This window comes from Exiguobacterium sp. RIT452, assembly GCF_003598705.1.
In the GTDB taxonomy this organism is placed as follows: Bacteria; Bacillota; Bacilli; order Exiguobacteriales; family Exiguobacteriaceae; genus Exiguobacterium_A; species Exiguobacterium_A undae.
The window spans coordinates 849,383-872,244 of the sequence record NZ_QXJB01000001.1; the positions used below are offsets into that span (position 1 = coordinate 849,383).

Consider the following 22,862-nt stretch of genomic DNA (forward strand, 5'->3'; position numbering starts at 1 on the left):
TATCTATCAACAGCAGGGGGACCAGTACGTCCGGATTGAAAACCCGAAGACCGTGTACCGGAAACTCGACAAGACAAAAACGACCTATCTCGAGAATTTAGGAATCAAGTGAAAAAAACGTCTATTAACCGTTCGGTACCAATGTAGCATCTCACCTCCACAAGAGGCATACAGGCGCCATTCTTTAACAGGTATACGTTTGAGACAGCGGGAAAAAGTGATCAAACCTCATGAATCTAAACGACCCCCACCTTTAAGTACAGCAAAGGTAGGGGTCGTTTAGATTAAGAATTGAACTATAAACAGACGGTTATTTTTTTTCTTGTCCAAAGTCATGGCTCAAGTGTTGTTTTATCAAATCATGAAGCAGCATGTGTTCTGTTTCAGTCCATGAAGAGTAAGTTTTCGGTAAAATAAGTGCTTCGTTATTTTCAAAGTATAGGAAGAGGCGATCATCATCTTCACTGACCGCTTTAAACTCTTCCCATGCGATGTCCGTGTTTTTAACGATACCGTTATACGTGGAATTTGATTGAATGCCCGTTTCATGAAGGTGTAACGTTACATTTCGCGGCCATCGCTTATCGTTTTTAAGTGAAGATCTCACTTGCCGGAGTGTAACGAATTCATAATACTTTACTAAAGTCGATTTCAATAAGAGAACTGGAACAAAAGACAAACAGACGATGATGAGTTGGCTTACATTTTCCGAGAAAAAACCAAGAAAAAGCGGTTCGAGTATTGTGAAAAGCATAAGGCCGAGTAGCAACACCATCAGAGCCAACGTTATGAAAGCAACATTAGATCTTGCTTGATGATGGCGTGCCCTGTTTAAAGCGTCCTTTTGTAATGCCATAAAGTCTTCAAAAGTCATTTGATAGTTTAAATTCATTGCATGATTCCTCTTTTCAGAATAGATTACTTTTTTTGATTGGAAAATCCCTTCATCGTATCAATTCGAGTCTTTTTATACTATTGAGATCTTGTAAATTGATGGAATTCAACTGTTCGCTCAGAAAGAGTTTTGATTGTTAATTCGGCTCATATCGGAAGTTAGGGAGTTCAGCATCGGCTCTTGAATACAGTGTCTCCATCGAAAATCGACTCGGGTGACGTACGTTGTCTGAATAAAGGCTCTCAATCTTCTTGTCTATATATGCGTTTTCTACTTCAAGATAGTCGATGACAAGGGTTTTAAATTCTTCCGCAGCGGGTTCATCGTGCTGTAGAATGGTCATCTCTTCTAAGTGCTTAGTATTATCTGCTTTCATCACGTGTAACTCTTCATTCGCATCTGACACAGCGACTGAATCTGAAGGGACACTAGACAGCATAAGCATCTTTATTTGATGAGCACGGCCAAGCGAAAGGATTGAAGTTGCATCAAAATGAATCACCGATCTATCGTCACTTATTTTGGTTGAAGTCATGGTCGTGCACCCGTTTAAAACGATTGTTCCCGTGAAGAGTAAAACGAACAAGAGTAACTTCTTCAAAACCACTCCTCCTTTCAATAATGTTGTTGTATTTTAAAGTGTTTAAAAATGAGAGACCATCTATATCAGAAATAGAGAATGGACGTAATAAATGTTCCCTATTGTTAATTTTGAAAATCAAACGAACCATATTTTCCCTATTGGTCTTAGGTTAACAGTATTTAAGATGACTTTACATGAATAAGCCTGGGAAAAATGCAATAACTGGGTTCGAACATTTCCCGCACAAAACCTTGAATCTTACAAAAACCTTCGATGGTTATACATAAAACAACGCATGTCGACTACGAGCATGCGTTGTTTTTTTCTTGTTATTAACTACTTGCGAATACATCCATCACCATGATCGTTTGCAGTCAAAACATTCAACCCCTCATTGACATGTTCACTAGTTAGTTATACTATATACTTGTAGATAGTAATACAGAGTACTTGAGTGGAGGGAATGCCGTGGAAGACATCACAGAAATGTTAAAAGGTGTGCTCGAAGGATGTGTGCTCGAAATCATCAGCCGGGAAGAGACGTACGGGTATGAAATCACAAGGCAGTTACGTGAGTTGGGCTTTACGGATGTGGTGGAAGGGACGGTCTACACGATCACGATGCGGCTTGAAAAAAATCAACTCGTCGATACCGTCAAAAAACCATCGACACAAGGACCACCACGGAAGTTTTATACTTTGAATGCTGCCGGTCAAGCGCGGCTTGCTTCATTTTGGGAGCGTTGGAGCTTCGTTTCCAGCAAGCTGACAGAACTGAAAATGAGTCAACCGAAAGGAGAACCCGTATGAGTATCGTTGAAAAGATCATGGGTAACTTAGAGGACAAAAGGCACTACCGAGAAATGGAGCGTCGCGCGAAACATTTACCTGCTGACTATTTCCATGCCTATCGTGCGATTCAAAAATATTTGGCAATCGCTGGAGGACCGGTGGATTGGCCGTCGACCCGTCGGATTTTCGAGGGATTACTCGATTTGTTTGAGATGGGGGCAGCAGAAGGGAAAACCGTCACAGACATCACGGGACCGGATGTCGCGGCGTTCTGTGACGATCTCATCAAGGATGAGCCCTCTTGGAATGATCAATATCGCATCAAATTAAATGAATCGATTAACCGGAAGTAACAGGGAAAATACTTCAGCCGTTGATCGTCCATGTATCCCGCAACTCGATGATCGTTCCTTCCGGCGCTTTTAACTTACTGAGGTGACCGTCGACGACGAAGTAGATGTTACCGCCGTGCTTCGGCAAAAACGGCATGTCGAGTTGTTCGAGCCGGGCGACTTCTGTCTGCAGATCGTCGACGTATAGTGCAAAATGGACGGGACCTGCCGTATGTTTCGTATAAGGCGTCAAGGTCTCGTCGACTTTGTTCGTCTGAAGTTCGATGTAGAAGTCACCGAGCTTCAGCCAACTGTTAAAAGCACGGGTGTGGAAATCCGGGGATTCCTGGACCAGTTCGAATCCCAGTTGCTCATAAAACGTTTTTGACGCGGTGTAGTCGGTCGTCTGGATACAGAGGTGATGGATTTGTTTCATCGTCAATCATCCTTTCAGGTGATAAAGTTCGTATGTAGCCGCTAGCAATATCAAATCAATTTTTAGTGTAAACAAGCGTCCGTTTCCTGTCGAGGAAACGGACGCTTGTTGATTACGTCAGATCGAATTTCTCCGTCTGATTCGTTAAGTAGGTTGATGTTTCATTTAACGTTTCGACGAGGACATGGAGTCCTGTGATTGTCGCAATCATCTGCTCGGACGCCGCCGCCACTTCTTCGTTGCCGGCTGTGTGTTCTTCGGCGACAGCGGCAATTTCCGTCAGGGCATTGCGAATCCGGGCTTCCGTTCTGGCGACGTCAAGCATTTGTTGACGCATTCCGGCAGCGGACGCCGCGACTGTTCCGACTTGTTCCGCGATTTGAGTGAACGAGCCGTCCGTCGCTTGTATTTCTTGTTGACCGGAGACGGTCTCCTGTAACGTCTCGGCGAACCGGACTTCCATTTGCGTCGAATTCCCGGTGATATTCTGGACGATTGCAGCAATCTGATTGACACTGCTCGCGACATGGGTCGATAACTGTTTGACCTCGGTTGCGACGACAGCAAATCCTTTGCCTTGTTCGCCGGCACGCGCCGCTTCGATGGCCGCATTGAGTGCGAGTAAGTTCGTCTGTGCCGCGATATCACGGATGATCGTGACCAGTCCTTGGATGTCGGTGGATTGTTGTTTCAGCTGGCGGACCTGCTCCGTCGCTTCGACGACGTGCGTATGAATCGTGTTCATCCGGATGACGGACTGTTTCATCTGCGTTTGTCCGTCGCGCGTCGCCACACGCATCGTCTCAACAGTCTGTTCGATTTGCTGACTGTCATCGGTCGTTTTTTGAACGAGCGAAGAGAAGCCGGTCATCTCATCGGTCAAGGCGAGTGTCGTGTGCGTCTGACTTTCCGTACCGGTCGCGATTTCCGACATCGTCTCGGCAATCTGCGTTGAACCGTCGAGGACTTCCGTCGTCCCGGCATCAATCGCCTGACTCGTGTCCGTGACGAGAGCCGTCGTCCGTTTGATGTCGACGATCATCAGGCGGAGTGTTTCGTTCATCTGCTGAATCGAACGGGCGAGCGTGTAGATTTCATCTTTTGCCGGAATCTTCAGTTGTTGCATCGTCTGATCGGCTTGCGAAAGTTTTCCGTCGGCAATCATTCGCGCAACGGATTGAAGCGTTTCAAGCGGTTTCAGTTTTCGACCGAGTATGTAATACAGTGACCCGAGTGTCAACAGTAAGAGTAAGACGAGTAAACCGAGAAACAGCGGCAACGTCTGTTTTAACAGCGTCGTCGTCAAGGTCTCGACGTCTTTTGCCGCAATATCGACCCCTAAAATCCCGATGATATCACCCGTCGTACTTTTTAACGGGACATAGACACTGATGTACTGACCGAACTTCGGATCATCGATGACATCGGTCGAGTGCGTTTTCCCTTCTAAGACCTCTTTCATATCGGACGCGACAGCCCCTGTTGCCGGATCATTGATCTTAGCGGCGTCAGCAACCGGAAGCCCGTCAATCAACAACTTGACTTGATTGTCGTCGATTGTCGCGGTGTACGCGTACAAGAGACCGTTTTGCTGTCGCAGTTGATCCAGTGATTCGCGTAATTGATCGTACGTCGCATCATTGGTTGGATTCGTTAAGAATTTCTGATAGGCTTCGGAATCGACGTTTCTGGCGATTCGTAAAGCATCCTGTTCCGCCGTTTTTTTGAGCGTCGACAGAGCGGTTTGTTTGGTCGTGAGGTAAAGGGAAAGACTGCTGAATACAAAGAAAAGAATGAGGATCAAGCTGATGATGAGAAGTAGACGTGTTCTGATGGAATGAGTCCGTGTCTTGTCCATATAAGCCTCCTGATGATAGTTTACGTGTTGCTTATCTAAGTTATCGGTTAGATTTTGAATAAGTTATAGCAAACGTAGTAAAAAAAGTTAAGGGGTAGAATAAATATCGCCACATAAAATAAACTCGCAAAAAATGTTTACAGTTAAATAGTTTAGTGTTAAATTATTCAATGCGATAAAGAAACGAATAGATTTTTGCTTATAAGATAAACGATCAAGAAAGGATGTCGAACCAATGGAGCAAGATCAACTCTTTAAAATGATTCATACAGTGGAAGCCGTGACAAATGAAGCCATCATCGATTGGAATACTCGTTTTCCCTACAATGTCGGAATTTCGCCGATTCTGACGTTAGGTGAGCTGAAACGGAAAGGTCCTCAAAATCAGATGAAGTTAGCAGAAACACTTGGTTTTACAGGAGGCGCGATGACGAACATCGCTAAAAAACTGATTCAACTTGAATTGGTCGAACGGGTCTATAACGAACAGGACCGCCGACAAGTTTTGCTCCAAATCACGGAGCAGGGAGAGCAAGTCTTACGTGAAGCCCAAGCAATTGGAAAACAACAGTACCTCAAACTGTATGACGTGTTAGATGAAGACGAGATTCGTCAATACTTAGCAATCAATGAAAAACTCTTGACCCACATTCGGGCGAAACGAGAGAACGGAGTGAAACGATGAGTCGAGTAGCGGGGAAAGTGGCGTTGGTAACAGGTGGTGCGTCAGGGATTGGCTTATCGGCCGCGACTTTGCTCGCCGAAGCAGGAGCAGCCGTCGTCGTCGCAGATTATAACGTCGATGGAGCAAAAGAAGTAGCGGCTAAGTTACGGAAGCAAGGACGACAAGCTTCTGCTGTCTTCTTGGACGCGTCTGAAGCGGAATCGATTCAATCCGCCATCGATTTTACCGTCGAGACGTACGGCAGACTCACCGTATTGTTTAATAACGTCGGCCTGACAAACCTTCAGAAAGACTTAGATGTCGTCGCAATGGACTTGGCAGAATGGGACCGTTTGATGAACGTGAATGTCAAAAGTGTTTTGCTTGGCGCAAGATATGCCATTCCACATATGAAGGAAGCAGGTGGTGGATCGATCATCAATACAGCTTCGATGTCTGCTTTTGCAGGTGACAGCATCCGTTCTGCCTATGGGACGTCAAAAGCTGCCGTCGTCCAGTTGACGAAGTATATCGCGACACAGTACGGGAAGGATTTAATCCGCTGTAATGCGATTGCTCCCGGTTTGATTTTGACACCGGCGGCAAAAGCCAACATGAGTCCAAGTCTGCTGGCGACCTTCGAAAAATACAATGCTCTTCCGTATCACGGCGAAGCCGATGACATCGGACATGCCGTCGTCTATCTCGCGTCAGACGAATCAAAATTCATGACCGGACAAACCCTTCAGATTGAAGGCGGACATTATATCGGCAATCCGACAAGTCCCGATTTTTTAGCGATGCAGCAGTAATTCAGAAATGGAGTGAATGAAGATGAATCGATTAGCAGAAAAAATCACGTTAGTGACCGGTGCCGGGAGTGGCATGGGAGAAGCCACTGCACTGCTGGCGGCGCGTGAAGGCGCTATCGTCGTCGCGACAGATATCAATGAAGAGGCCGTCCGTGCTGTCGTCAAACAGATCTTGCTTGAAGGGGGTCAAGCATATGCCTTACGACATGACGTCTCTTCCCGTGAAAGTTGGCAAGACGTCATCGACATGATTGAGCGGGAGTTTAATCGACTGGATGTGTTGGTCAACAATGCAGGCATTGCACTCAGTACCCCGTTTTTAGAGCAGGATGAAACCGACTGGTCCCGGATTTTCAACATCAACGTCAACAGTGTCCTGCTCGGGATGCAACAAGCGATTCGGTTGATGCAAGAAACAGGCGGTTCGATCGTCAACATTGCCTCGATTTCTGCGATCAGTGGAATGGCGGGAGCCGGCGGGTATACGGCGTCTAAAGGCGCGATCGATGCGGTCACGCGGGCAGCGGCTGTCGATTACGGCAAGGACAACATCCGGGTCAATGCCGTCTATCCAGGTTACATCGAGACGAAGATGAGTGCGCCGTCGATGGTCGCCTATAAAGACTATTTTGAACAGGTGATTCCGCTTGGTCACGTCGGGCAAGCCGAAGAAGTTGCGCATGCCGTCGTGTTCCTTGCGACGGATGAAGCGAGCCATATCTCCGGGATTGGTCTTCCGGTCGACGGTGGCGTCACAGCGAGATGATTGAAACGACACGAAGGCACTGTCCATCCGGCAGTGTCTTTTTTTGTGAAACAATAGGTCAATTGGTAATGAAAATCTGATTCAGAAGATTTTTTTTACATAAAAAGCGGTACAATGGAAGGTGAAAACGACAAATGAAATGAGTGAATAAACATGCTCCAACCATGGAAAAAACGAATGCTGTACGGATCGGCAGGCCTGGCCGTTTTTATCAGTGCAGATGCTTTATATGTCGGATTGCGTCCGGAGGAACCAAAAGCAGTTTCCTATCCGGTCATTTCGAAGGATCTCACGACGATGACGTTTAAGCCGAAAGACGGTCAGGTCATCCTGCTGTATGGAAGCGATATCAATCGTTTTAAAGAAACACAGGATGATCCGCAGGAACCGGGATTGATGACGACATTGTCGAAAACGGGTAAAGAGCTGAAGAGGGAAGCGATTGCTGACCCGGATTTCTATTGGATGAGGCTGTCACAAAAAGGAACCGACCCGCGACGCATTTATGCGCATCACCCGCAAGGCATCGAAGCAGATCACTTTTTTACGTACGATTTAAAACGGGGCACGTTTACAAAACATCAGGTCCCGAATACAGCGATAACATCCGTTGCCCATTACGGGAAAGATGTCTGGCTGGAATCGAATGCCTCGAAGCCAAAGGAAAAAATTCAGTTAATCAACGTCCGCACAGGCAAACGGTATCCGATTGAAGACCGGCTGATGCCGGTCTTTGATTCACCGATCCTTGAATTGGATCAGACGATTGCTTATGCCAACAACGGATCTGAGGATGATAAAGAAGAAGCGGCCGGAATGGTCCTGCTCGACCAGACGACCGGAAAATCACGCGTCATTCGAAAAGCGGACGAACCGTATGCTTATACGGCGTTATACGGCGCGAAAGATACCGCGTATTTTGCGACGACCGACGGCGTGATGATCAAGCTGAAGACGGACGGAACGATGCAGCAAAAGTCATTTTCAGTATTGGATGATGTCAACTACTGGGCGACGGAACCGATGCGGATGATCAACAACCAGACGGGTTATCAAATCATCGGCACCGGTGAAAATGATACCGATCAACGGCTCGTCCAGTGGACGTTCGGACAAGCGTTCCGAGTTGAAACGGTCCGACCGGATTTTTGGAAGCAGGGCAAGTACTACCGTTACCTGTACCGGAATCCGTATAAGAAGACGTCGTATTTCACTGAAAGTAAAACATCACTTTCCGGAAAAGGGCGATTGATCGTCACGGATGATAACTTAAAAACGTTACGGACGATACCGGTCAGTGGAGCAAATGGCGTGGACTTCGTGATGGATTAACAGTAAAGGGAGGGAATGAAATGGCTTTTGAAGAGGTGTATTTGACGGCAATTCAAGCACGGTTCCGGGCGGTCCGGGAACCGGCGGAGCAGGCACTCGGCTGGCTGAACGAGGAACAGTTCCATCAGATACTGGCACCGGATACGAACAGCGTCGCGTTGTTGATCCAACATATGACAAACAATATGACCTCACGCTGGACCGACTTTTTGACGACAGACGGGGAAAAGCCAAATCGCAACCGGGACGCCGAGTTCGTCGACCAGGGGCATGATAAAGAGACCTTGCTAAAACTATGGAACGACGGCTGGCAACTTGTTGAATCGACGCTTGCTTCCTTGACACCGGACGATCTGGAACGAACCGTTTTGATCCGCGGTGAACCGCATCTTGTCGTCGACGCGATTGAACGGCAGCTCGCGCATTATGCCTATCACACCGGACAGCTGATTTTTTTGATGAAAATCCTGCTCGGACCGGACTTCAAACCATTGACGATTCCCTTGCCGCATCAGCGGCACTGAACGAAACAGACCTGCCTCTTTTTACGAAGAGACAGGTCTGTTTTTATAAACGACCTCGTTCTTAATTGAATCAGATGGTTTTTTGGACTCATCCAATTTAAGTGTCAACGGCAGTTCCGTCGGTTTGACAACTTTTTCGGCACAGCTTCTTCCGAGCTACAACCGGCAAGTAAAAGTGCCGATAATGAACCGACGAGCACTTGCTTCAACATCCATGTCACGCCCTTCATATGTAGGTATATTAAGTGTAAGGGGAATGGATGATATTAAAAATCAGAAAAGTGTTCAAGGAAAGGAAGATTTACGTGAAAAAACGATTTATTCTCTTGCTTTCACTCGGACTGTTCGGGTGTTCGGCGACTTGGAATCAAGAACCGGCGGAGTCGACAGCTGCCAAAAAAGTTCTATATGTCGCGCCAACCGGCAAGGATACGAATGCCGGTTCAATCAAACAACCGCTGAAAACGCTGAAAAGAGCCAGTCAGCTCGCGAAAGCCGGAACGACGGTGTACCTTCGCAAAGGAACGTACACGGAAGCGTTGACGGTCAAGCATAGCGGGACGAAACATGCACCGGTCATCTTCCGGAATTATCAAAAGGAGAAAGTGGTGTTAAGTGGGAAGGCGCTGAAGCAGAAAGACGGGGACACGGCACTCGTCCGGATTGAAAATCGACAGTACGTGACGATTCAAGGACTGGTGGTCGCAGACATTGAAACAACACGAACCAATGAGACGCCGATCGGAATGTTTATCACCGGCACAGGGCGGAACATTCAATTGATCGACAATCAGGTCCGTCGGATTAGGACGAACGCCAAAGACGGCAACGCCCACGGGATTGCGATTTATGGAACCGGTCGCTTGAAGCAAATCACCGTCCGGGGAAATCGGGTCGAAGACAACCGGCTGGGCGCAAGCGAAGCCTTGGTGCTGAACGGCAACATCGATGGATTTTCCGTCACGAACAATATCGTTCGGCGCAACGATAACATCGGGATCGACTTAATCGGATATGAAGGGGTCGCGACGAATCCGGCGGAGGATTATGCACGGAACGGAACGATTGCCGGGAATGTTGTCTCCGACAGCTCTAGCTATGGAAATCCTTTTTACGGCAAGGAGTACAATGCAGCCGGCATTTATGTCGACGGTGGAAAACGACTGACAATCGAAAACAATACCGTCGAGCGGAATGATATCGGCATCGAAGTGACGAGTGAACATGCGGGAAAATACGCAGAACAAGTCACGGTCCGCGGCAATCTGGTCAAACAAAACCGGTTTACCGGCATATCGATCGGCGGATACGACAAGAAGCGGGGCGGAACGAAACAGGTCCGGATTACGGTCAATCAAGTCACCGGCAATGATACGAAAGGGCTGGAAGGGGGACAACTGCTGGTCCAGCATGATGTCCGAGACAACCGGATTGACCGCAATACATTTACGACGGGGCAAGATAATCTGTTTGTCGCCCATTTTTTCAAAACGAGTTCCGGCAATCAGTTCGAGAAAAATACGTATCGGTTGGCAACAGGAAAAGCCAAACGGTGGATTTGGCAGGATAAAGAATACCGGACAGAAGAAACGTTTGAACAGGCCGTTAAAAAATGAAGGAGCTAAGTCGACTGAGGTCGGCTTTTTTTACTGATTTGAATAAGACCGCAAAAAATATCAAATTGGCATAAACTTGATTCGTTACAATGAAATCAGCACGAGTGATGACATAATCCGGAAAAGGAGGGAGCTTCCATCAACGAACAAGACTGGCAAACCGTCATGCACTATATCGAAACACATCTTTACGCAGATGATTTATCGGAGCAACTGCCCGCCTTCACTCAATATTCCCCGTTTCATTTTGGGCGCTTATTCAAAAAACGGATTGGTCAGACCGTCGGAGACTATATCCGGACACGGCGTGTGACGGACAGCGCACGGTTGTTACGATTAACGGAGATTGAGATTTTAGAGCTCGCGTTTCACTGCGGCTATCAGTCACAAGAAGCATTTACCCGTGTTTTCAAAGGACAATATGGTTTACCGCCGCGGCGCTATCGTCAAATCATCAGTACATTAACCGATAAGGAGCGACAACACATGCAAACGAATCAACTGACAGGATGGTTCATGAGCGGTACCCATACCGAGGAGTACCACTTTGAGACCGATTCAGAAATCGTACATCAAGGGGTTCAATCCGGAAAATTACGTCACGTGTCCGACGGATCGGCGACAGGGAAATTTGCAACGATGATGCAAAGTATTCAAGCGGTCGATTATCGCGGGAAACGGATGATGTTCGCCGGTTTTTTAAAGACGGAAGCAACAGGTCGTGCCGGAGCGTGGTTTAGAGTCGATGATATCAGCGGCGATCCGCTGCAGTTCGACAATATGTCCGACCGTTCTTTAACTGGTGAGACCGACTGGACTTACTGTGCCATCGTACTGGATGTCCCGGACGAGGCGCTGTCGCTCCATTTCGGTTTTCTGCTAGAGGAAGCAGGCACTGTATGGGCGGACTCGTTTTCGTTCCATGAAGTGGAGACCAACATTCCTTCCACGAACCAACTGGGTCAAACGTCGTTACCGCGTACACCGGTCAATCTGACCTTTGATGAAAGAGAATAAAAAAAGACGTTACTTTCCGAACGGGGAAGTAACGTCTTTTTAATCGTATAGGGTGCATCTTCTCAAGAGTTATACCCAAGGAACAGCGTAAAAAGCAGTAAGCCGGCTGAAACGACAATGCAGACTAAACAAACGATGGTCGTAAACAGACGCAGCGGCATCGACAAGGCAAGACCTCTTTTCCATACCGTAAAGACGACGACCGCACTTCCCATCATCAGTAATGCGAGAATCGTGACCGGAACGGCTCGCTCTTGGATTAAATACCAGATATCCATCTCATCGTTCCTTTCTAGCGAATGCTGGTTCGACGAGGTTGCCCCCTGCAAACCAGTCGCTCTTACGTTATACTAATTATTGTAACATATGGATGATTAACCCAACATACGATCAGAGAAAGAAGGGGAGACGATTGACACAATCATTACGCAGATCAGCGACGGATCGATCGATTCAAGGGGTGTGCGGCGGACTCGCGGAACACTTCGGTATCTCGTCATTGGCCGTCCGCCTGATTTTCATTGTCATTCCGCTTCCGATCAATTTAATCATTTACATGATTCTCGCGAACGCGATGGCGGATGCGCCAAGGACATTGTAGCACCCTATTCGAAAGGGGGGGATGAACATGGCAACCTCGAATCTGATGATCCGCATCTTGATGATTGTATGCGGCGCCTTAATCGGCTTAAGCATTGTGTACGCTGTGAAAGGAACGTTTGACGGCAGTGTCTTACTCGGATTTGTGATTGGAGCGGTCATTTTCGCACTGATTTATTGGGCAGTGATGCGTCTCAGAAAAAAGTAAACAGCAGGGGGAATTCGATGCAGTACTTGATTTGTACGACGTGCGGGGTACAGATGGATGAAAACATGACGTGGGACGACGTTTGTCCGATTTGTACGGATGAGCGGCAATACGTCAATCCGAACGGTCAGTCATGGACGACACTGTCGGACATGATTTCGTCCGGGACGTATCAGACGACGATGACAGAAGAACAAGCGGGACTTCAAAGTCTGGTCACGACGCCGAAATTCGGAATCGGACAGACGGCTTATCTTGTAACGGGAACAAAACGGATTCTTTGGGATTGCGTAACCTATCTCGATCAGACTGTCATCGATGCAGTGGGTCAACTCGATGCGATGGCGTTATCGCATCCGCATTATTATGCGACTCAGGTCGAATGGGCGGAAACATTTGGTATCCCGCTGTATATCCACGAAGCGGATCAAGAGTGGGTGACGCGACCGAGTAAACAGATTGTTTTCTGGTCCGGCAATCAACTCGCGTTAAGTGAGGATGTCATCTTACACCGGATCGGCGGTCATTTTGACGGGGCGACCGTTCTCGAATGGACAACCGGCAACGACGGGCGTGGGATATTACTGACGGGAGATATCGTCCGTGTCGTCGCCGACCGGGCGTGGGTCAGCTTCATGTACAGTTATCCGAACCTGATTCCGTTACCGGCAACGACCGTCGCTGAAATGGCGTCCGCCTTAAAAGACGTCCGCTTTAATCAGATTTACGATGCATTCCATAAGATCGTCGTTACGGATGCGAATGCAGCCGTCGCCCGTTCGGCAAGCCGCTATATCGAAGCGTTGAACGGATACGTCAAGCCACGTGAACGGCGATGATTCTTGGCCTATATGAAGCACATCTGCCCGTCCGCGACTTACAGCGGTCCATCGCGTTTTATACAGGACTTGGGTTGAAGCTTGATCACATCGTGGATGAAAAAATCGCTTTTCTTTGGATTGTCGAAGAGCAAAGCTGGCTTGGTCTCTGGCAAGCGGACCAAGTTGAGTTGCCGTACCATCCGTCGATCAGGCATATCGCCTTTCAAGTCTCACTCGACGGCTTACGTGAGTCGGTCCATTGGCTGACGGAGCGTGGTTATACGCCACGTAAGGCGTTTGGTTTTGAAGGAACGGAACCGTTCGTCATGCCGATTGCCCAGCATGCCCATGCGAAGATCCATTTTAATGATCCGGACGGCAACAGTCTTGAGTTCATCACGAAGCTCGACAATCCGCTCGGCGCAAAGGATTACATGTACTTAAGCGAATGGGAAAACCTTTTGAATGACCGTGGTTTCACTTTGAAATAAGCAAGTCCTCCTCGATTCCTCGTGAATCGGAGAGGGCTTTTTTTAGTGCATCGGATCTTCACGAACCACTTCCTGACGAAAGCAATTCGTGATTGGTATTAAGTTCTAAAGAAGGGAAAAATTATTCCCAAAAAAGACCTGTTTTGAGAGAATGGTCAATGTTTTCCTCAATCTGAGCAGATTCATGTGAAGCGGAAATGGGACTTGTTATGATAAATGGCAAACAAAAACGTTTTTCTATAAAATAGTTTCGTAACTAAATGGATGAAATTTGAAATGATGACCTGAAGGAGATTAACCACGTGACGACACCTCAACTAACAAACCCAACCCTTGCTTCTGCTGATATTTTGGAAGCTCTGACCCACAATGTCGCAATGATTCGTTTTGACACACAACGCCGGGTCGTTGATGTCAACGATTTGTTCGCGAAGACGATGAAGTACAAACGTGATGAGATGATTGGCATGCACCACCACCTGTTTTGCCGAGCGGATTTTGCAAACAGTGAGGCGTATCAAAAATTATGGAGCAAACTGCTGTCCGGTTTCAGCTCGGCTGATAAAATCGAGCGGATTGACGCCCGTGGCGACTCGATTTGGCTGGAGGCGACCTATATGCCGATTTATGAAGCAAACAAAGTCGTCGGCGTCGTCAAGATTGCTTCTGATATCACGGACCGGCAAGAAACCATCCAAGAGTATGCGACGTCTTTTGCCGGCATCGCAACGGATCTGGATGCCCGCTCCATGCAAGGCAAACAGGAAAGCCGGCAACTCAAACAAACGATCGAGAAGATGGCGGATGATGCCAAGGAAAATTTACAGACCTTAACGAATCTGCAGGAACAGTCTTCCGAAATCACAAAGATCACCGGGACGATCAAAGAGATTGCCGCCCAGACCAACTTATTGTCGCTGAACGCCTCGATCGAAGCAGCACGCGCCGGTGAGCACGGAAGCGGCTTTAACGTCGTCGCGACAGAAGTCCGTAACCTCTCAAAACTCGTTGAACTCGCCGTCATTAACGTTCGCGACACGACGGAACAGATGAACAAGGAACTGGAACGGATTCAACAGGGCATCACGCGGGCAAACGCCGATGCCTCGTCCAGTGTCTCCGTCATGGAAGAGACGTTACAACGGTTTGAGACCGTCAGCGAATTGGCGCATGAACTGAATGAAACGGCAAAAAAATTCACGACAGTTATTTAAACGCAAAAGTCATGCCCTAAGCTCGGACATGACTTAATACTGAAGACAAGATGGTGGTTATTCTCTTTATCGAGAAGGGCCACTTTTTTATCGCTTCAAATCGTTTTTCTGGGACAAACTTCATTGCACCAATTGCTCCTTCTGTGTTTCCATTCATGATAGACGACGAGTTGTTCTAGAGGAGTATGGAGAGACTCTTGTATGTCTTGAGATAACCGAATCATATCTGTGCACCGGATACCGTTTTCCATAATGTCTTCTTCGTAATGCCGCAAGAAGAAATTTAGATCAACTCCAACAATCCGAAATCCACATTTTTGATAAAGTGCCAACTGGCCAATGCTTGAATTTCCTGTCCCGATTTCGATGGTTGTGTAGCCCATCGCTTGCGCGGTTTGGATTGCATGTTTTAAGAGATATTTTCCGACGCCGTTGCCTTGATACTTCTCGTCTACTGCAATATTTACGATTTCGATCGTTTGCGGTCTCGTGGGTAGAAGCACATGTACCCCAATCAGTTGATTCCTTGTTTCAGCTACGAAACAACGACCTCTTTTCAAATATTCTTCGATTAGTTTCTGAGACGGGTCCGCTAATAGCAAAAGCTCCATCGGAGGACTCTCATGAGCTGACAGTTGACGGATGTTTATATTCATATAGGCAATCCTCCTCACGGATTAGTTTTGTTTCAATGGCTCATGATTCTTCGTTCCTGTTTATTCATTTCGACAAGTTAAAGTCATATCCCCCTGAAACGGACGGGACATGACTTTTTTGACGCGTTCACCGAATTCGAACGAAGGCAGCACACACCACAAAAACGATACCGCAGCCGCATAACAAGAGAATCTGTTCGAGACGGACATCAAATGACAGCGAAAGAGACAAGGCCGCATAAGACAATGGAACCAAACCGTTTGACGAGGCGTTGACAAGGCTCATGACCCGTCCCATCATCTGTGGTCGTGTCGTCGTTTGAATCGTCGTCAATATCAGAACATTGATGATGGAGGAGATGCCTCCCATTGTCAGCAGCAGTAGAACGCCTTGCCAGACGTGTCCGATTAGTCCGAGTAACCCAAGACCGACTCCAAGCAGACCAATCAACGACAGCAACAAGCGAAACGACTGGTTGATCGAGTAGGTGAAGCCGATCCAGGCAGCCCCAAGCAACATGCCGAGCTGATACGCACCTTGGAGATAACTCAGATCAAGGGCTTCACCCAATAAAACCCGGTCGACCAACAGGGGAATCCCCATCAGCAAAGGACCAAAAAAGAAGAAGTTGATGATAATCAGCAGGAAGAGGATCCGTCTTAAGTATGGGTCGGCAAACACATAATGAAATCCTTGCACGAGCTCAAGCCAAGCGGAGGTCCGAGTCGGATTGTCGACGGGATGTTCGCGAATGAAAAGGGTAGAGAGCGATGCGAGCAAAAGAAACAGTGCAACCGTCAAAAATATGAAGTGAAACGAAGAAAAGGTCAGCAGTACGCCGCCAAGCAACGGTCCGGAGAACAACGCCATCTGATTGGAGGTTTGAAGAATCGAATTAGCCCGTGTCAAATCTTCTTTCGAAACGAGAAGGGGCAACAGAGACGCACTGGCAGGGGAGAAGAACGCATCGATACAACCGAACGTAAAAGCAAATACAGCGAGTGGAACGATCGTCAACAGCTCGAAGTGATAGACGGACAGCAACAGCAGAACAAAGGTGAATCGCAGCAGACTGGAATAGCGTAAAATGATTGATTTCTTGAATCGATCGGCAATCACGCCGCCGATTACCATCAAGAATATCCGCGGCAACAATGTCAGCATCAAGACGAGACCTAAATAAGCATCAAGTTTCAAGACGCGGAGGATATACCATTGCTCGGCAAATAAGTAGGTCGATAAGGCGAGGAAGGAACAGGTGCTGGCGAGCCAAAGCGCTCGAAACGAACTGTTCCGCAAGAGCGGGTGATGCGTTTTTTGCTCAGTCGCCTGCATGTCCTCCCTCCTGGTCCGCTTGAATTAACGGTGCCTCAATCTCAAAAGCCGTTGCCATCACGTAATATAATTTTTTGTCCGCTTCAGCCGTCGACGGATACTGTTCGATGTCCTGCAACAGTTCTCGGTACCGTTTCGTAAACGTCAAGAATTGTTCAGGTGAAAGTCGGAGTTCTTGTTGGAACGACAGGCTTTCCCAGTCCTCCACGTCAGAGGAACGCGGGACAAACGAGCGGTCAGGCGCCGTCAAGACACGTGTTTTCGCTCGGTCAAGCACCTCGACATAAGACTGGCGTGTCGCTTGTTTCGTCTCGACAAGATTCAGGAGATGATCAGCCGGAATGAATCCGCGGGCGACTGCCTGATAAAACTTCAATACATTTCCGCCTCGGACTTCTTCCTCGACGAGTTGAATCAACTGATACTTTTCGAGTTCCCGCAGATGATACAAAATCTTTGCCCGGGAGACGTCAAGTTTTTGGGCCAATTGCTGACCGGTATGTGGTTGTTCAATCAAATGCATCAGCATTTTTGTCCGCATCGGATCACTGATGACTTTGAGTTGTTCGTACTGTTCGAGAATCAAAATCGCCTGCTGTTCCATCATTAACACTCCTTTTTATTAACCGGTTAACTTTTATTAACTGTAAGGCTAGTATACCTGAATGATTGACAAAATAAACCATTTTTTAAAAGAAGGATTTGCTCAGTTAAAGCAGAACGTTAAACAAAGAACAGATTCTGAACTTACAGAGGAGTGATTCATATGAACCAAGCTCAAGAAATTCAAATCCAGACCGTAATCCAACGTCCTGTCGCCGAAGTCTGGACGTATTGGACGGAACCGGAACACATCAAAGCCTGGAATGCCGCTTCGGACGATTGGCATACGACAGAAGCGACGAATGATGTTCAAGCAGGTGGTCGTTTTTCCAGTCACATGGCGGCAAAGGATGGAAGTGTCGGCTTTGATTTTTCCGGCGTCTACCTAGAGGTCATCCTTTATGAAAAGTTAGCGTATACGATTGACGACGGACGCCACGTGACGATTCTGTTTACGGCGAATGGTGATGAAACGGAAGTTGTTGAAACATTTGAAGCGGAGTCGATGAATCCGCCCGAAATGCAACAAGCGGGCTGGCAGGCGATTCTTGATCGTTTTAAAGCGTACGCGGAGCAACAGTGAATGTAAGAAAGACGACAAAACCCGTTCCATGACAGGACGGGTTTTTGTGTTTTTCCTTATTTTTTGAGTTGTATGAGGTGGAAATGTAATGTTCCGTCATCCCGAAGCATACTGTAACCGAGTCGACCGTTCGTGAAAACCGGTTTCGAATACTCGCCTTCCTTGTCCGTCAGTGGGACAACCGTTCCGTTTATCAGGTCCGCATAAAGGAGTTGATGCTGTTCTTCCCGGAAGACGACATGATCGGCTGACAGGAAACAAAAGGCATCAATCAGATCATATGGTTCCGGTGTCGTATAGTAATACGATGTCCGGTTCGATCCATGCGACTGGAACAGAGCGTTTCCTTCCGCACCCGTTGCGAGATAGTGCCGCCCATAAGCAAAATCAAGCGGCATCGTGGTTTTTTTGATCATTTTTCCGGAAAGTGTCGTGTAGGCGGTCGTTTTCTCATCCGCTTTGTATGTCGTTTGATCGAGGAGAATTCCGCCGTCTCCGTCCCGGAGATGTTGCGCATATGCTCCGGTCCGGGTTGCTGTTTCCTTCAACGTCAATGTTTTTTGTGTCGTGACGTACCCGGTCGCTGCATCATATTTTTGGACGAGCGACTGTGTCTGACGGTTCTTTTTCAGATGCTTGATCCAGGAGACATGCGTCGCTGTCGTCTGCAAATCCGGGTAAAAATGCTCCGGCTCGGTTCCTTGATCCAGTTGTTGGATGGAACCGGTCGCTAAATCCATGGTCTCGAGTGTCCATGTGCTGTCATTCGCATGATCTTGATAACGGATCCAAAATAACTGCCGTCCGACACCGACCAGTTTGTAAATGGATTGCTTCGTCGTATACAATTGTTGCAGCTTTTGATCCGTTAAGGAATAACGGAAAATGAAGCTGTTTTTCTCGTTTGAGGCGTAAAAATACAAGGCGGTTTCATCGATGTAACTCGGACCGGACAGGTAAGGATACCGCTGATAGAAAGCCGTTAAATCGTAACTGTTGCTTTGTCCGAGCGGCGAAAACGTCTCACTTCGGATCAATTCTTTTGGTGCTGGAACCGGGGGCGTTGGTTCCGATTCCGGTTGACTGCATCCTACAAGCAGCAGGACAAGGCTGAATAAGCTGAGTTTTAAAAAATAAGGCATAGCGGAAAACTCCCGTTCTGTTTTAGGAAAATGAAAACTCTATTAGTGTATAGCGAAACGAATCCATTGCCCTAAAAAAGAAGGGGAGCTTACAAGAATGTAAGAAAAAACACGATTCCCTTAAGGCATCGTGTTGGCACGTTCCGGTTCAGTTGCGAGGTCAAGCATTTTTGTGAACGCGACGTCCGGATCGGTCGTTTGAAACGTCTGTAACCAGTCCTGAAAATCTCCTTCATAAACAATCGATCCGTCATGCAGGAAAATGACATGCGCATCCGTGTGCAATAAGTCATGCAGCTGATGAGTCGAAAACAAACAGGTCCGACCGTCGGCAATCAACTTTTCGAAGCGGCGCATGATGTGCAGGCGGGTGGCGGGATCCACACCGCTCGTCGGTTCATCAAACATGTACAATGCGCGGGGGATCGTCGTCAACAATGTGACGAACAACCATTTCTTTTCGCCAGCCGACATCTTCCCGACCTTCATTTGCCAGAGATGATGGAATAAATCGATTTCGCGTCGGCTCTGTAACGAAGCACTGTAGGTCGTTTGTTTTTTAAAATCAGTGAGTTGGGCGAGCCGGCCGATGAAATAGGCGACGTCCTTTCCCTTTAATTCATCGGAATAATAGATGGATTGCGTCAGATAGAGGATATCGGATTGGTCCGGCAGGGCAATGTCACCTGCCTGCGGACGCAACGCACCCGTCATACAATCAAATAAAGTAGTTTTCCCGGAGCCGTTCATGCCAATCAACACATTGAGCTTGTTTGGTTGCAGCGTAAACGTCACGTCGTGTAATAACGCACGGGACTTTGGATAAGCAAATTGCAGGTGTTGAACAAACATGGGTTTCCTCCTTAACGGGTCAAGATGGACAATAAGTTAAAACGTTTGATGGCGAAAAGACCGCTCAGCAGATAAAGAATCAGCGCCAACAGCAAAATCGGTCCGTTGACTGACACATCGAGGTCTTTGAAAAAGTGAAGGATCTCAAACGACAACTGACGGATCGTATAAAACGGATTTAAGTAACTGAACCACTGCTCGCTCTGGCGGGTTGACACTAAAAACAACGGATACATGACGATATTGGCAAGTGTCGCCATGCTGGAGATCTTAAACGGCACAAGTGTCAGCAATGTACTTGCAAAAGCGAGCGGCAGGCTGCCGAGCAGGACGAGCAGGGAAAGTCCGATCAGTTGAAACGAAAAGAATCCTGTTACGAGCGACACCGTCACCGTAAAGAAGACGAGACTGACAGCGGCGAACACGACTTGAACAAGGATCATCGCAAGAATACAGCTCAGCTTATCTCCGGAAATCATGATATAGGTTTTCATCAACCCTCGTTCCCGCATCCGAGCCAGTTGGAGTCCGATTCCGTTCAAGTACGTCGATAAGATGATATAGCCCCAGAACAGCGGGATGAAGGACAGGAAGTCGGCATATGTAAAGTCATTTCGGGTGCCATACGCCAGTGCGAGCACAAGCGGCAGTCCGATCGTCCACAAAAAAGGAATTTTATCCGTCACCATGATTTTTAAATACAGGATGAAGTAACTTTGAATCGCGTGCATCATGTACCTCCTTTGTTAATAATTGTAAATAGGGTAACATACTTGGTGAAAGAAATGAAATCAACTGTTAAAAATTCTGAATATTCGTTTAGTAATTGAAAGACCGGGAATATATATCTAAAAGATACTATCTAAAAGATATAGGAGAAACCGATGCCAAAAGAAAACATGACCCGGTATGCGATTTTAGGATTACTTGCGAGCGGCTGTACGTCAGGCTACGAAATGAAACATACGATTGATACAAGTCTCAATCATTTTTGGAAGATCAGCTTCGGACAGGTCTATCCGATGCTGAAGACGTTGGCGCAGGAAGGATTAATCGTTGAAGAAACCGGAGAAGGGGATGACCGGAAGACCTTTGTTCTGACACTGGACGGAGAGGCCGACCTCAGACGCTGGGTCGAGGAGCCGACGACAGAACTGCCGGTCCAGCGGAATGAACTGTTGCTGAAACTCTATTTTGCCCGTCATGAGTCAAAAGAAACAACGATTCAAAAAATCGACCAGCATGCCGCTCTGCTCCGGGAACGGTTGGAGACGTACCACATGATTGAACAAACGATTCGTGCCTATCCTGAAACAAACGAAGCAATGTATTGGCTGTTGACGCTCGATTACGGTAAACGAAAGACACAAGCTTTGCTCGAATGGTGTGCGGCGTCGATTCAGACACTTGAAGGAGGAAAAGACGATGAAACGCGTGATCGCGACACCGAATGAAGACGTCGTCGTATTTATCATCGGGTTACGGATCAACCGTCTGCGAGCGGTCCGGAAATGGTTACCGGCCGTTCAGGCGATGACACCGATGATCAAGGAATGTTATGAACAGCAGGTCGGTTTGTTGTCGCATGAGATGCTCGTCGGTTGGCGGTCAGTCACGTTGATTCAGTATTGGCGTTCCTCCGACGCTCTGATTGCCTATTCGCACGGTAACCGTCACCTGACCGCGTGGAAACAGTTTAATCAGTCGGCCCGGGCAAGTCATGCCGTCGGGATTTTCCATGAGACGTTTGAAATCAGTAACTACGAGACGATGTATGTCAATCTGCCGACGCGGGGACTGGCAAAAGCGGTCGGAGAAAGTACGATTCAGAAACATCAGGAACAGGCGAAGGATCGGCTGGCAGAACGCAAGGTGTCGACACATGAATAACGAAAGGAGGGAGCGGATTCCAATGATCCGCTCCCTTGCTGTATGTATTACTGTTCTACCCGGACTAATGTTTCCCCGCAATTTTGACAAATCGAATTCATCGTCTCGGTACACTCTTTACAAAAGGTACAGTTGTGCGAACAGTGGTACGTTTCCTGACCTTCTTCAAATGTCTCCGCACAGCGGGTGCAATTTGTTGCCTGCATGTCGTTCACCTCACGTCTCGTTTGATCTGTCTTAATTGTACGAAAGAAAAACGGGACCGAACAGCTGGTTTTGTTTGTTTTTCAGTAGCTTCACCTGAAAATGAATGGTAATTTTAAGATATGTCTTCATAATATTAGGAGGTTTTAAAAATGGACGAAATTGATTACGCAATTATCCGGACGTTGCAGGCAGACGGGCGGATGTCCTGGACGGAACTCGGCAAAACGGTGGGTCTTTCGACGCCTGCCGTCAACGAACGCGTCAAGAAACTCGAGGACCGCGGTGTCATCGAAGGGTACCGCGCCGTCATCAATCCCGTTGCGCTTAAAAAAACAATCATGGCGATTTTGATGTTCGAAGATACGCGATGCGACGCGTTTATCACGTTTTGTAAGGACCACCCGGATGTCGTCGAGTGCCATCGGCTCGCCGGAACGTTTAACTTCATGGTCAAATTGTATACGCCGTCCGTCGAGACACTGGAAACGTTTATCGATGCCTCGATGAAGTACGGTAAACCGTCGACCTGGATCCGGTTGTCGTCACCCGTCGCGTTTAAGGCGTTTACGGTCGAGGACGGTGTTTTGATTTGATGATGAATTACATGATAATTCAGTAACGAAAAACGGCTA

Annotated in this window: 29 protein-coding genes and 1 pseudogene; 18 read left to right on the plus strand and 12 right to left on the minus strand. The window is 47.5% G+C overall.

The window, feature by feature from the left end; genetic code table 11:
- Positions 1–310: 310 nt before the first annotated feature.
- Together D3D03_RS04520 and D3D03_RS04525 are read right to left on the minus strand one after the other, a co-directional pair.
- The gene (locus D3D03_RS04520) at positions 311–892 is read right to left on the minus strand and encodes a YcxB family protein (RefSeq protein ID WP_119922926.1); all 582 of its coding nucleotides are present in this window, start codon (positions 890–892) and stop codon (positions 311–313) included.
- Between the two features lie 139 nt (positions 893–1,031).
- Positions 1,032–1,496, minus strand: a complete 465-nt coding sequence (locus tag D3D03_RS04525) for a hypothetical protein (protein ID WP_119922927.1) — start codon at positions 1,494–1,496, stop codon at positions 1,032–1,034.
- A 450-nt stretch (positions 1,497–1,946) separates the two neighbouring features.
- On the opposite strand from D3D03_RS04525, the gene D3D03_RS04530 reads away from it, so the two are divergent.
- Complete coding sequence (locus D3D03_RS04530; RefSeq protein ID WP_026832972.1) at positions 1,947–2,288, plus strand: PadR family transcriptional regulator; 342 nt, start codon at positions 1,947–1,949, stop codon at positions 2,286–2,288.
- Positions 2,285–2,623 (plus strand): DUF1048 domain-containing protein, encoded by a 339-nt coding sequence (locus tag D3D03_RS04535; protein ID WP_026832971.1) that lies wholly within the window; start codon positions 2,285–2,287, stop codon positions 2,621–2,623. The genes D3D03_RS04530 and D3D03_RS04535 overlap by 4 nt, the downstream gene beginning before the upstream one ends.
- Positions 2,624–2,636: 13 nt before the next feature.
- Here D3D03_RS04535 and D3D03_RS04540 read toward each other — a convergent pair whose 3' ends face one another.
- Positions 2,637–3,038, minus strand: coding sequence for a VOC family protein (locus tag D3D03_RS04540; RefSeq protein WP_119922928.1), 402 nt, complete (start codon positions 3,036–3,038; stop codon positions 2,637–2,639).
- Between the two features lie 112 nt (positions 3,039–3,150).
- Positions 3,151–4,896 carry a methyl-accepting chemotaxis protein gene (locus D3D03_RS04545; RefSeq protein WP_119922929.1) on the minus strand — a complete coding sequence of 582 codons (1,746 nt, stop codon included), beginning with the start codon at positions 4,894–4,896 and terminating at the stop codon, positions 3,151–3,153.
- 235 nt (positions 4,897–5,131) lie between these two features.
- On the opposite strand from D3D03_RS04545, the gene D3D03_RS04550 reads away from it, so the two are divergent.
- The 7 genes from D3D03_RS04550 (at position 5,132) to D3D03_RS04580 (ending at position 11,627) form a co-directional block, all read left to right on the plus strand.
- Positions 5,132–5,581: a MarR family winged helix-turn-helix transcriptional regulator gene (locus D3D03_RS04550; RefSeq protein WP_119922930.1), complete on the plus strand. Its 450-nt coding sequence runs from the start codon at positions 5,132–5,134 to the stop codon at positions 5,579–5,581.
- Positions 5,578–6,372, plus strand: a complete 795-nt coding sequence (locus D3D03_RS04555; protein ID WP_119922931.1) for an SDR family NAD(P)-dependent oxidoreductase — start codon at positions 5,578–5,580, stop codon at positions 6,370–6,372. The genes D3D03_RS04550 and D3D03_RS04555 overlap by 4 nt, the downstream gene beginning before the upstream one ends.
- Before the next feature lie 22 nt (positions 6,373–6,394).
- The gene (locus D3D03_RS04560; RefSeq protein ID WP_119922932.1) at positions 6,395–7,138 is read left to right on the plus strand and encodes an SDR family NAD(P)-dependent oxidoreductase; all 744 of its coding nucleotides are present in this window, start codon (positions 6,395–6,397) and stop codon (positions 7,136–7,138) included.
- A gap of 153 nt (positions 7,139–7,291) precedes the next feature.
- On the plus strand, positions 7,292–8,470 hold the full coding sequence (locus tag D3D03_RS04565; protein WP_119922933.1) for a hypothetical protein: 1,179 nt from the start codon (positions 7,292–7,294) through the stop codon (positions 8,468–8,470).
- A gap of 20 nt (positions 8,471–8,490) precedes the next feature.
- Positions 8,491–8,994, plus strand: a complete 504-nt coding sequence (locus D3D03_RS04570) for a DUF1572 family protein (RefSeq protein WP_119922934.1) — start codon at positions 8,491–8,493, stop codon at positions 8,992–8,994.
- Positions 8,995–9,299: 305 nt separating this feature from the next.
- Complete coding sequence (locus tag D3D03_RS04575; protein WP_119922935.1) at positions 9,300–10,610, plus strand: right-handed parallel beta-helix repeat-containing protein; 1,311 nt, start codon at positions 9,300–9,302, stop codon at positions 10,608–10,610.
- A gap of 165 nt (positions 10,611–10,775) precedes the next feature.
- Positions 10,776–11,627 carry a helix-turn-helix transcriptional regulator gene (locus D3D03_RS04580; RefSeq protein WP_119922936.1) on the plus strand — a complete coding sequence of 284 codons (852 nt, stop codon included), beginning with the start codon at positions 10,776–10,778 and terminating at the stop codon, positions 11,625–11,627.
- 62 nt (positions 11,628–11,689) lie between these two features.
- Here the strand turns inward: D3D03_RS04580 and D3D03_RS04585 are convergent, their stop codons facing one another.
- Positions 11,690–11,905 carry a hypothetical protein gene (locus D3D03_RS04585; protein ID WP_119922937.1) on the minus strand — a complete coding sequence of 72 codons (216 nt, stop codon included), beginning with the start codon at positions 11,903–11,905 and terminating at the stop codon, positions 11,690–11,692.
- Between the two features lie 134 nt (positions 11,906–12,039).
- Between D3D03_RS04585 and D3D03_RS04590 the strand changes: the two genes are divergently transcribed.
- From D3D03_RS04590 to D3D03_RS16985, 5 genes are all read left to right on the plus strand, one after another.
- Positions 12,040–12,228: a PspC domain-containing protein gene (locus D3D03_RS04590; protein WP_119922938.1), complete on the plus strand. Its 189-nt coding sequence runs from the start codon at positions 12,040–12,042 to the stop codon at positions 12,226–12,228.
- Positions 12,229–12,255: 27 nt separating this feature from the next.
- Entirely contained in the window at positions 12,256–12,435 is a 180-nt protein-coding gene (locus tag D3D03_RS04595; protein WP_119922939.1) for a hypothetical protein, read from the plus strand.
- 17 nt (positions 12,436–12,452) lie between these two features.
- Positions 12,453–13,274: an MBL fold metallo-hydrolase gene (locus D3D03_RS04600; RefSeq protein WP_119922940.1), complete on the plus strand. Its 822-nt coding sequence runs from the start codon at positions 12,453–12,455 to the stop codon at positions 13,272–13,274.
- On the plus strand, positions 13,271–13,747 hold the full coding sequence (locus D3D03_RS04605) for a VOC family protein (protein WP_119922941.1): 477 nt from the start codon (positions 13,271–13,273) through the stop codon (positions 13,745–13,747). The genes D3D03_RS04600 and D3D03_RS04605 overlap by 4 nt, the downstream gene beginning before the upstream one ends.
- 302 nt (positions 13,748–14,049) lie before the next feature.
- On the plus strand, positions 14,050–14,961 hold the full coding sequence (locus D3D03_RS16985) for a methyl-accepting chemotaxis protein (protein ID WP_119922942.1): 912 nt from the start codon (positions 14,050–14,052) through the stop codon (positions 14,959–14,961).
- A gap of 200 nt (positions 14,962–15,161) precedes the next feature.
- Here D3D03_RS16985 and D3D03_RS04615 read toward each other — a convergent pair.
- From D3D03_RS04615 to D3D03_RS04625, 3 genes and pseudogenes are all read right to left on the minus strand, one after another.
- Positions 15,162–15,611, minus strand: a pseudogene (locus D3D03_RS04615) (GNAT family N-acetyltransferase); the annotation flags it as partial.
- Between the two features lie 133 nt (positions 15,612–15,744).
- Positions 15,745–16,953 carry an MFS transporter gene (locus D3D03_RS04620; RefSeq protein WP_119922943.1) on the minus strand — a complete coding sequence of 403 codons (1,209 nt, stop codon included), beginning with the start codon at positions 16,951–16,953 and terminating at the stop codon, positions 15,745–15,747.
- Positions 16,940–17,557, minus strand: a complete 618-nt coding sequence (locus tag D3D03_RS04625; RefSeq protein WP_119922944.1) for an ArsR/SmtB family transcription factor — start codon at positions 17,555–17,557, stop codon at positions 16,940–16,942. Before D3D03_RS04625 ends, D3D03_RS04620 begins: the two co-directional genes overlap by 14 nt.
- A 162-nt stretch (positions 17,558–17,719) precedes the next feature.
- Between D3D03_RS04625 and D3D03_RS04630 the strand changes: the two genes are divergently transcribed.
- Positions 17,720–18,139: an SRPBCC domain-containing protein gene (locus D3D03_RS04630; protein WP_119922945.1), complete on the plus strand. Its 420-nt coding sequence runs from the start codon at positions 17,720–17,722 to the stop codon at positions 18,137–18,139.
- A gap of 56 nt (positions 18,140–18,195) precedes the next feature.
- On the opposite strand, the gene D3D03_RS04635 is transcribed toward D3D03_RS04630, so the two are convergent.
- The 3 genes from D3D03_RS04635 to D3D03_RS04645 all read right to left on the minus strand — a co-directional run bounded on the left by D3D03_RS04635 (position 18,196) and on the right by D3D03_RS04645 (position 20,864).
- Positions 18,196–19,281 (minus strand): TolB-like translocation protein, encoded by a 1,086-nt coding sequence (locus D3D03_RS04635; RefSeq protein WP_119922946.1) that lies wholly within the window; start codon positions 19,279–19,281, stop codon positions 18,196–18,198.
- 120 nt (positions 19,282–19,401) lie between these two features.
- Positions 19,402–20,133, minus strand: coding sequence for an ATP-binding cassette domain-containing protein (locus tag D3D03_RS04640; protein ID WP_119922947.1), 732 nt, complete (start codon positions 20,131–20,133; stop codon positions 19,402–19,404).
- An 11-nt stretch (positions 20,134–20,144) separates the two neighbouring features.
- Complete coding sequence (locus D3D03_RS04645; RefSeq protein ID WP_119922948.1) at positions 20,145–20,864, minus strand: hypothetical protein; 720 nt, start codon at positions 20,862–20,864, stop codon at positions 20,145–20,147.
- Positions 20,865–21,017: 153 nt separating this feature from the next.
- Here D3D03_RS04645 and D3D03_RS04650 point away from each other — a divergent pair, with 153 nt between their 5' ends.
- Complete coding sequence (locus D3D03_RS04650; protein ID WP_119922949.1) at positions 21,018–21,587, plus strand: PadR family transcriptional regulator; 570 nt, start codon at positions 21,018–21,020, stop codon at positions 21,585–21,587.
- Positions 21,559–22,023, plus strand: coding sequence for a DUF4188 domain-containing protein (locus D3D03_RS04655; protein ID WP_119922950.1), 465 nt, complete (start codon positions 21,559–21,561; stop codon positions 22,021–22,023). Before D3D03_RS04650 ends, D3D03_RS04655 begins: the two co-directional genes overlap by 29 nt.
- Before the next feature lie 47 nt (positions 22,024–22,070).
- Here D3D03_RS04655 and D3D03_RS04660 read toward each other — a convergent pair whose 3' ends face one another.
- Positions 22,071–22,229 (minus strand): DUF1272 domain-containing protein, encoded by a 159-nt coding sequence (locus D3D03_RS04660; protein WP_012370403.1) that lies wholly within the window; start codon positions 22,227–22,229, stop codon positions 22,071–22,073.
- Positions 22,230–22,379: 150 nt separating this feature from the next.
- On the opposite strand from D3D03_RS04660, the gene D3D03_RS04665 reads away from it, so the two are divergent.
- Positions 22,380–22,823: an Lrp/AsnC family transcriptional regulator gene (locus D3D03_RS04665; RefSeq protein ID WP_119922951.1), complete on the plus strand. Its 444-nt coding sequence runs from the start codon at positions 22,380–22,382 to the stop codon at positions 22,821–22,823.
- The last annotated feature ends 39 nt before the right edge of the window (positions 22,824–22,862 follow it).

Excerpts from the sequence above, each read along its gene's own strand:
- D3D03_RS04520 (WP_119922926.1), bottom strand. The coding sequence starts at position 892 with ATGAATTTAAACTATCAAATGACTTTTGAAGACTTTATGGCATTACAA.
- D3D03_RS04535 (WP_026832971.1), top strand. The coding sequence starts at position 2,285 with ATGAGTATCGTTGAAAAGATCATGGGTAACTTAGAGGACAAAAGGCAC.
- D3D03_RS04540 (WP_119922928.1), bottom strand. The coding sequence starts at position 3,038 with ATGAAACAAATCCATCACCTCTGTATCCAGACGACCGACTACACCGCG.
- D3D03_RS04545 (WP_119922929.1), bottom strand. The coding sequence starts at position 4,896 with ATGGACAAGACACGGACTCATTCCATCAGAACACGTCTACTTCTCATC.
- D3D03_RS04550 (WP_119922930.1), top strand. The coding sequence starts at position 5,132 with ATGGAGCAAGATCAACTCTTTAAAATGATTCATACAGTGGAAGCCGTG.
- D3D03_RS04555 (WP_119922931.1), top strand. The coding sequence starts at position 5,578 with ATGAGTCGAGTAGCGGGGAAAGTGGCGTTGGTAACAGGTGGTGCGTCA.
- D3D03_RS04560 (WP_119922932.1), top strand. The coding sequence starts at position 6,395 with ATGAATCGATTAGCAGAAAAAATCACGTTAGTGACCGGTGCCGGGAGT.
- D3D03_RS04565 (WP_119922933.1), top strand. The coding sequence starts at position 7,292 with ATGCTCCAACCATGGAAAAAACGAATGCTGTACGGATCGGCAGGCCTG.
- D3D03_RS04570 (WP_119922934.1), top strand. The coding sequence starts at position 8,491 with ATGGCTTTTGAAGAGGTGTATTTGACGGCAATTCAAGCACGGTTCCGG.
- D3D03_RS04580 (WP_119922936.1), top strand. The coding sequence starts at position 10,776 with ATGCACTATATCGAAACACATCTTTACGCAGATGATTTATCGGAGCAA.
- D3D03_RS04585 (WP_119922937.1), bottom strand. The coding sequence starts at position 11,905 with ATGGATATCTGGTATTTAATCCAAGAGCGAGCCGTTCCGGTCACGATT.
- D3D03_RS04595 (WP_119922939.1), top strand. The coding sequence starts at position 12,256 with ATGGCAACCTCGAATCTGATGATCCGCATCTTGATGATTGTATGCGGC.
- D3D03_RS04600 (WP_119922940.1), top strand. The coding sequence starts at position 12,453 with ATGCAGTACTTGATTTGTACGACGTGCGGGGTACAGATGGATGAAAAC.
- D3D03_RS04605 (WP_119922941.1), top strand. The coding sequence starts at position 13,271 with ATGATTCTTGGCCTATATGAAGCACATCTGCCCGTCCGCGACTTACAG.
- D3D03_RS04620 (WP_119922943.1), bottom strand. The coding sequence starts at position 16,953 with ATGCAGGCGACTGAGCAAAAAACGCATCACCCGCTCTTGCGGAACAGT.
- D3D03_RS04625 (WP_119922944.1), bottom strand. The coding sequence starts at position 17,557 with ATGGAACAGCAGGCGATTTTGATTCTCGAACAGTACGAACAACTCAAA.
- D3D03_RS04630 (WP_119922945.1), top strand. The coding sequence starts at position 17,720 with ATGAACCAAGCTCAAGAAATTCAAATCCAGACCGTAATCCAACGTCCT.
- D3D03_RS04635 (WP_119922946.1), bottom strand. The coding sequence starts at position 19,281 with ATGCCTTATTTTTTAAAACTCAGCTTATTCAGCCTTGTCCTGCTGCTT.
- D3D03_RS04640 (WP_119922947.1), bottom strand. The coding sequence starts at position 20,133 with ATGTTTGTTCAACACCTGCAATTTGCTTATCCAAAGTCCCGTGCGTTA.
- D3D03_RS04645 (WP_119922948.1), bottom strand. The coding sequence starts at position 20,864 with ATGCACGCGATTCAAAGTTACTTCATCCTGTATTTAAAAATCATGGTG.
- D3D03_RS04650 (WP_119922949.1), top strand. The coding sequence starts at position 21,018 with ATGCCAAAAGAAAACATGACCCGGTATGCGATTTTAGGATTACTTGCG.
- D3D03_RS04655 (WP_119922950.1), top strand. The coding sequence starts at position 21,559 with ATGAAACGCGTGATCGCGACACCGAATGAAGACGTCGTCGTATTTATC.
- D3D03_RS04660 (WP_012370403.1), bottom strand. The coding sequence starts at position 22,229 with ATGCAGGCAACAAATTGCACCCGCTGTGCGGAGACATTTGAAGAAGGT.
- D3D03_RS04665 (WP_119922951.1), top strand. The coding sequence starts at position 22,380 with ATGGACGAAATTGATTACGCAATTATCCGGACGTTGCAGGCAGACGGG.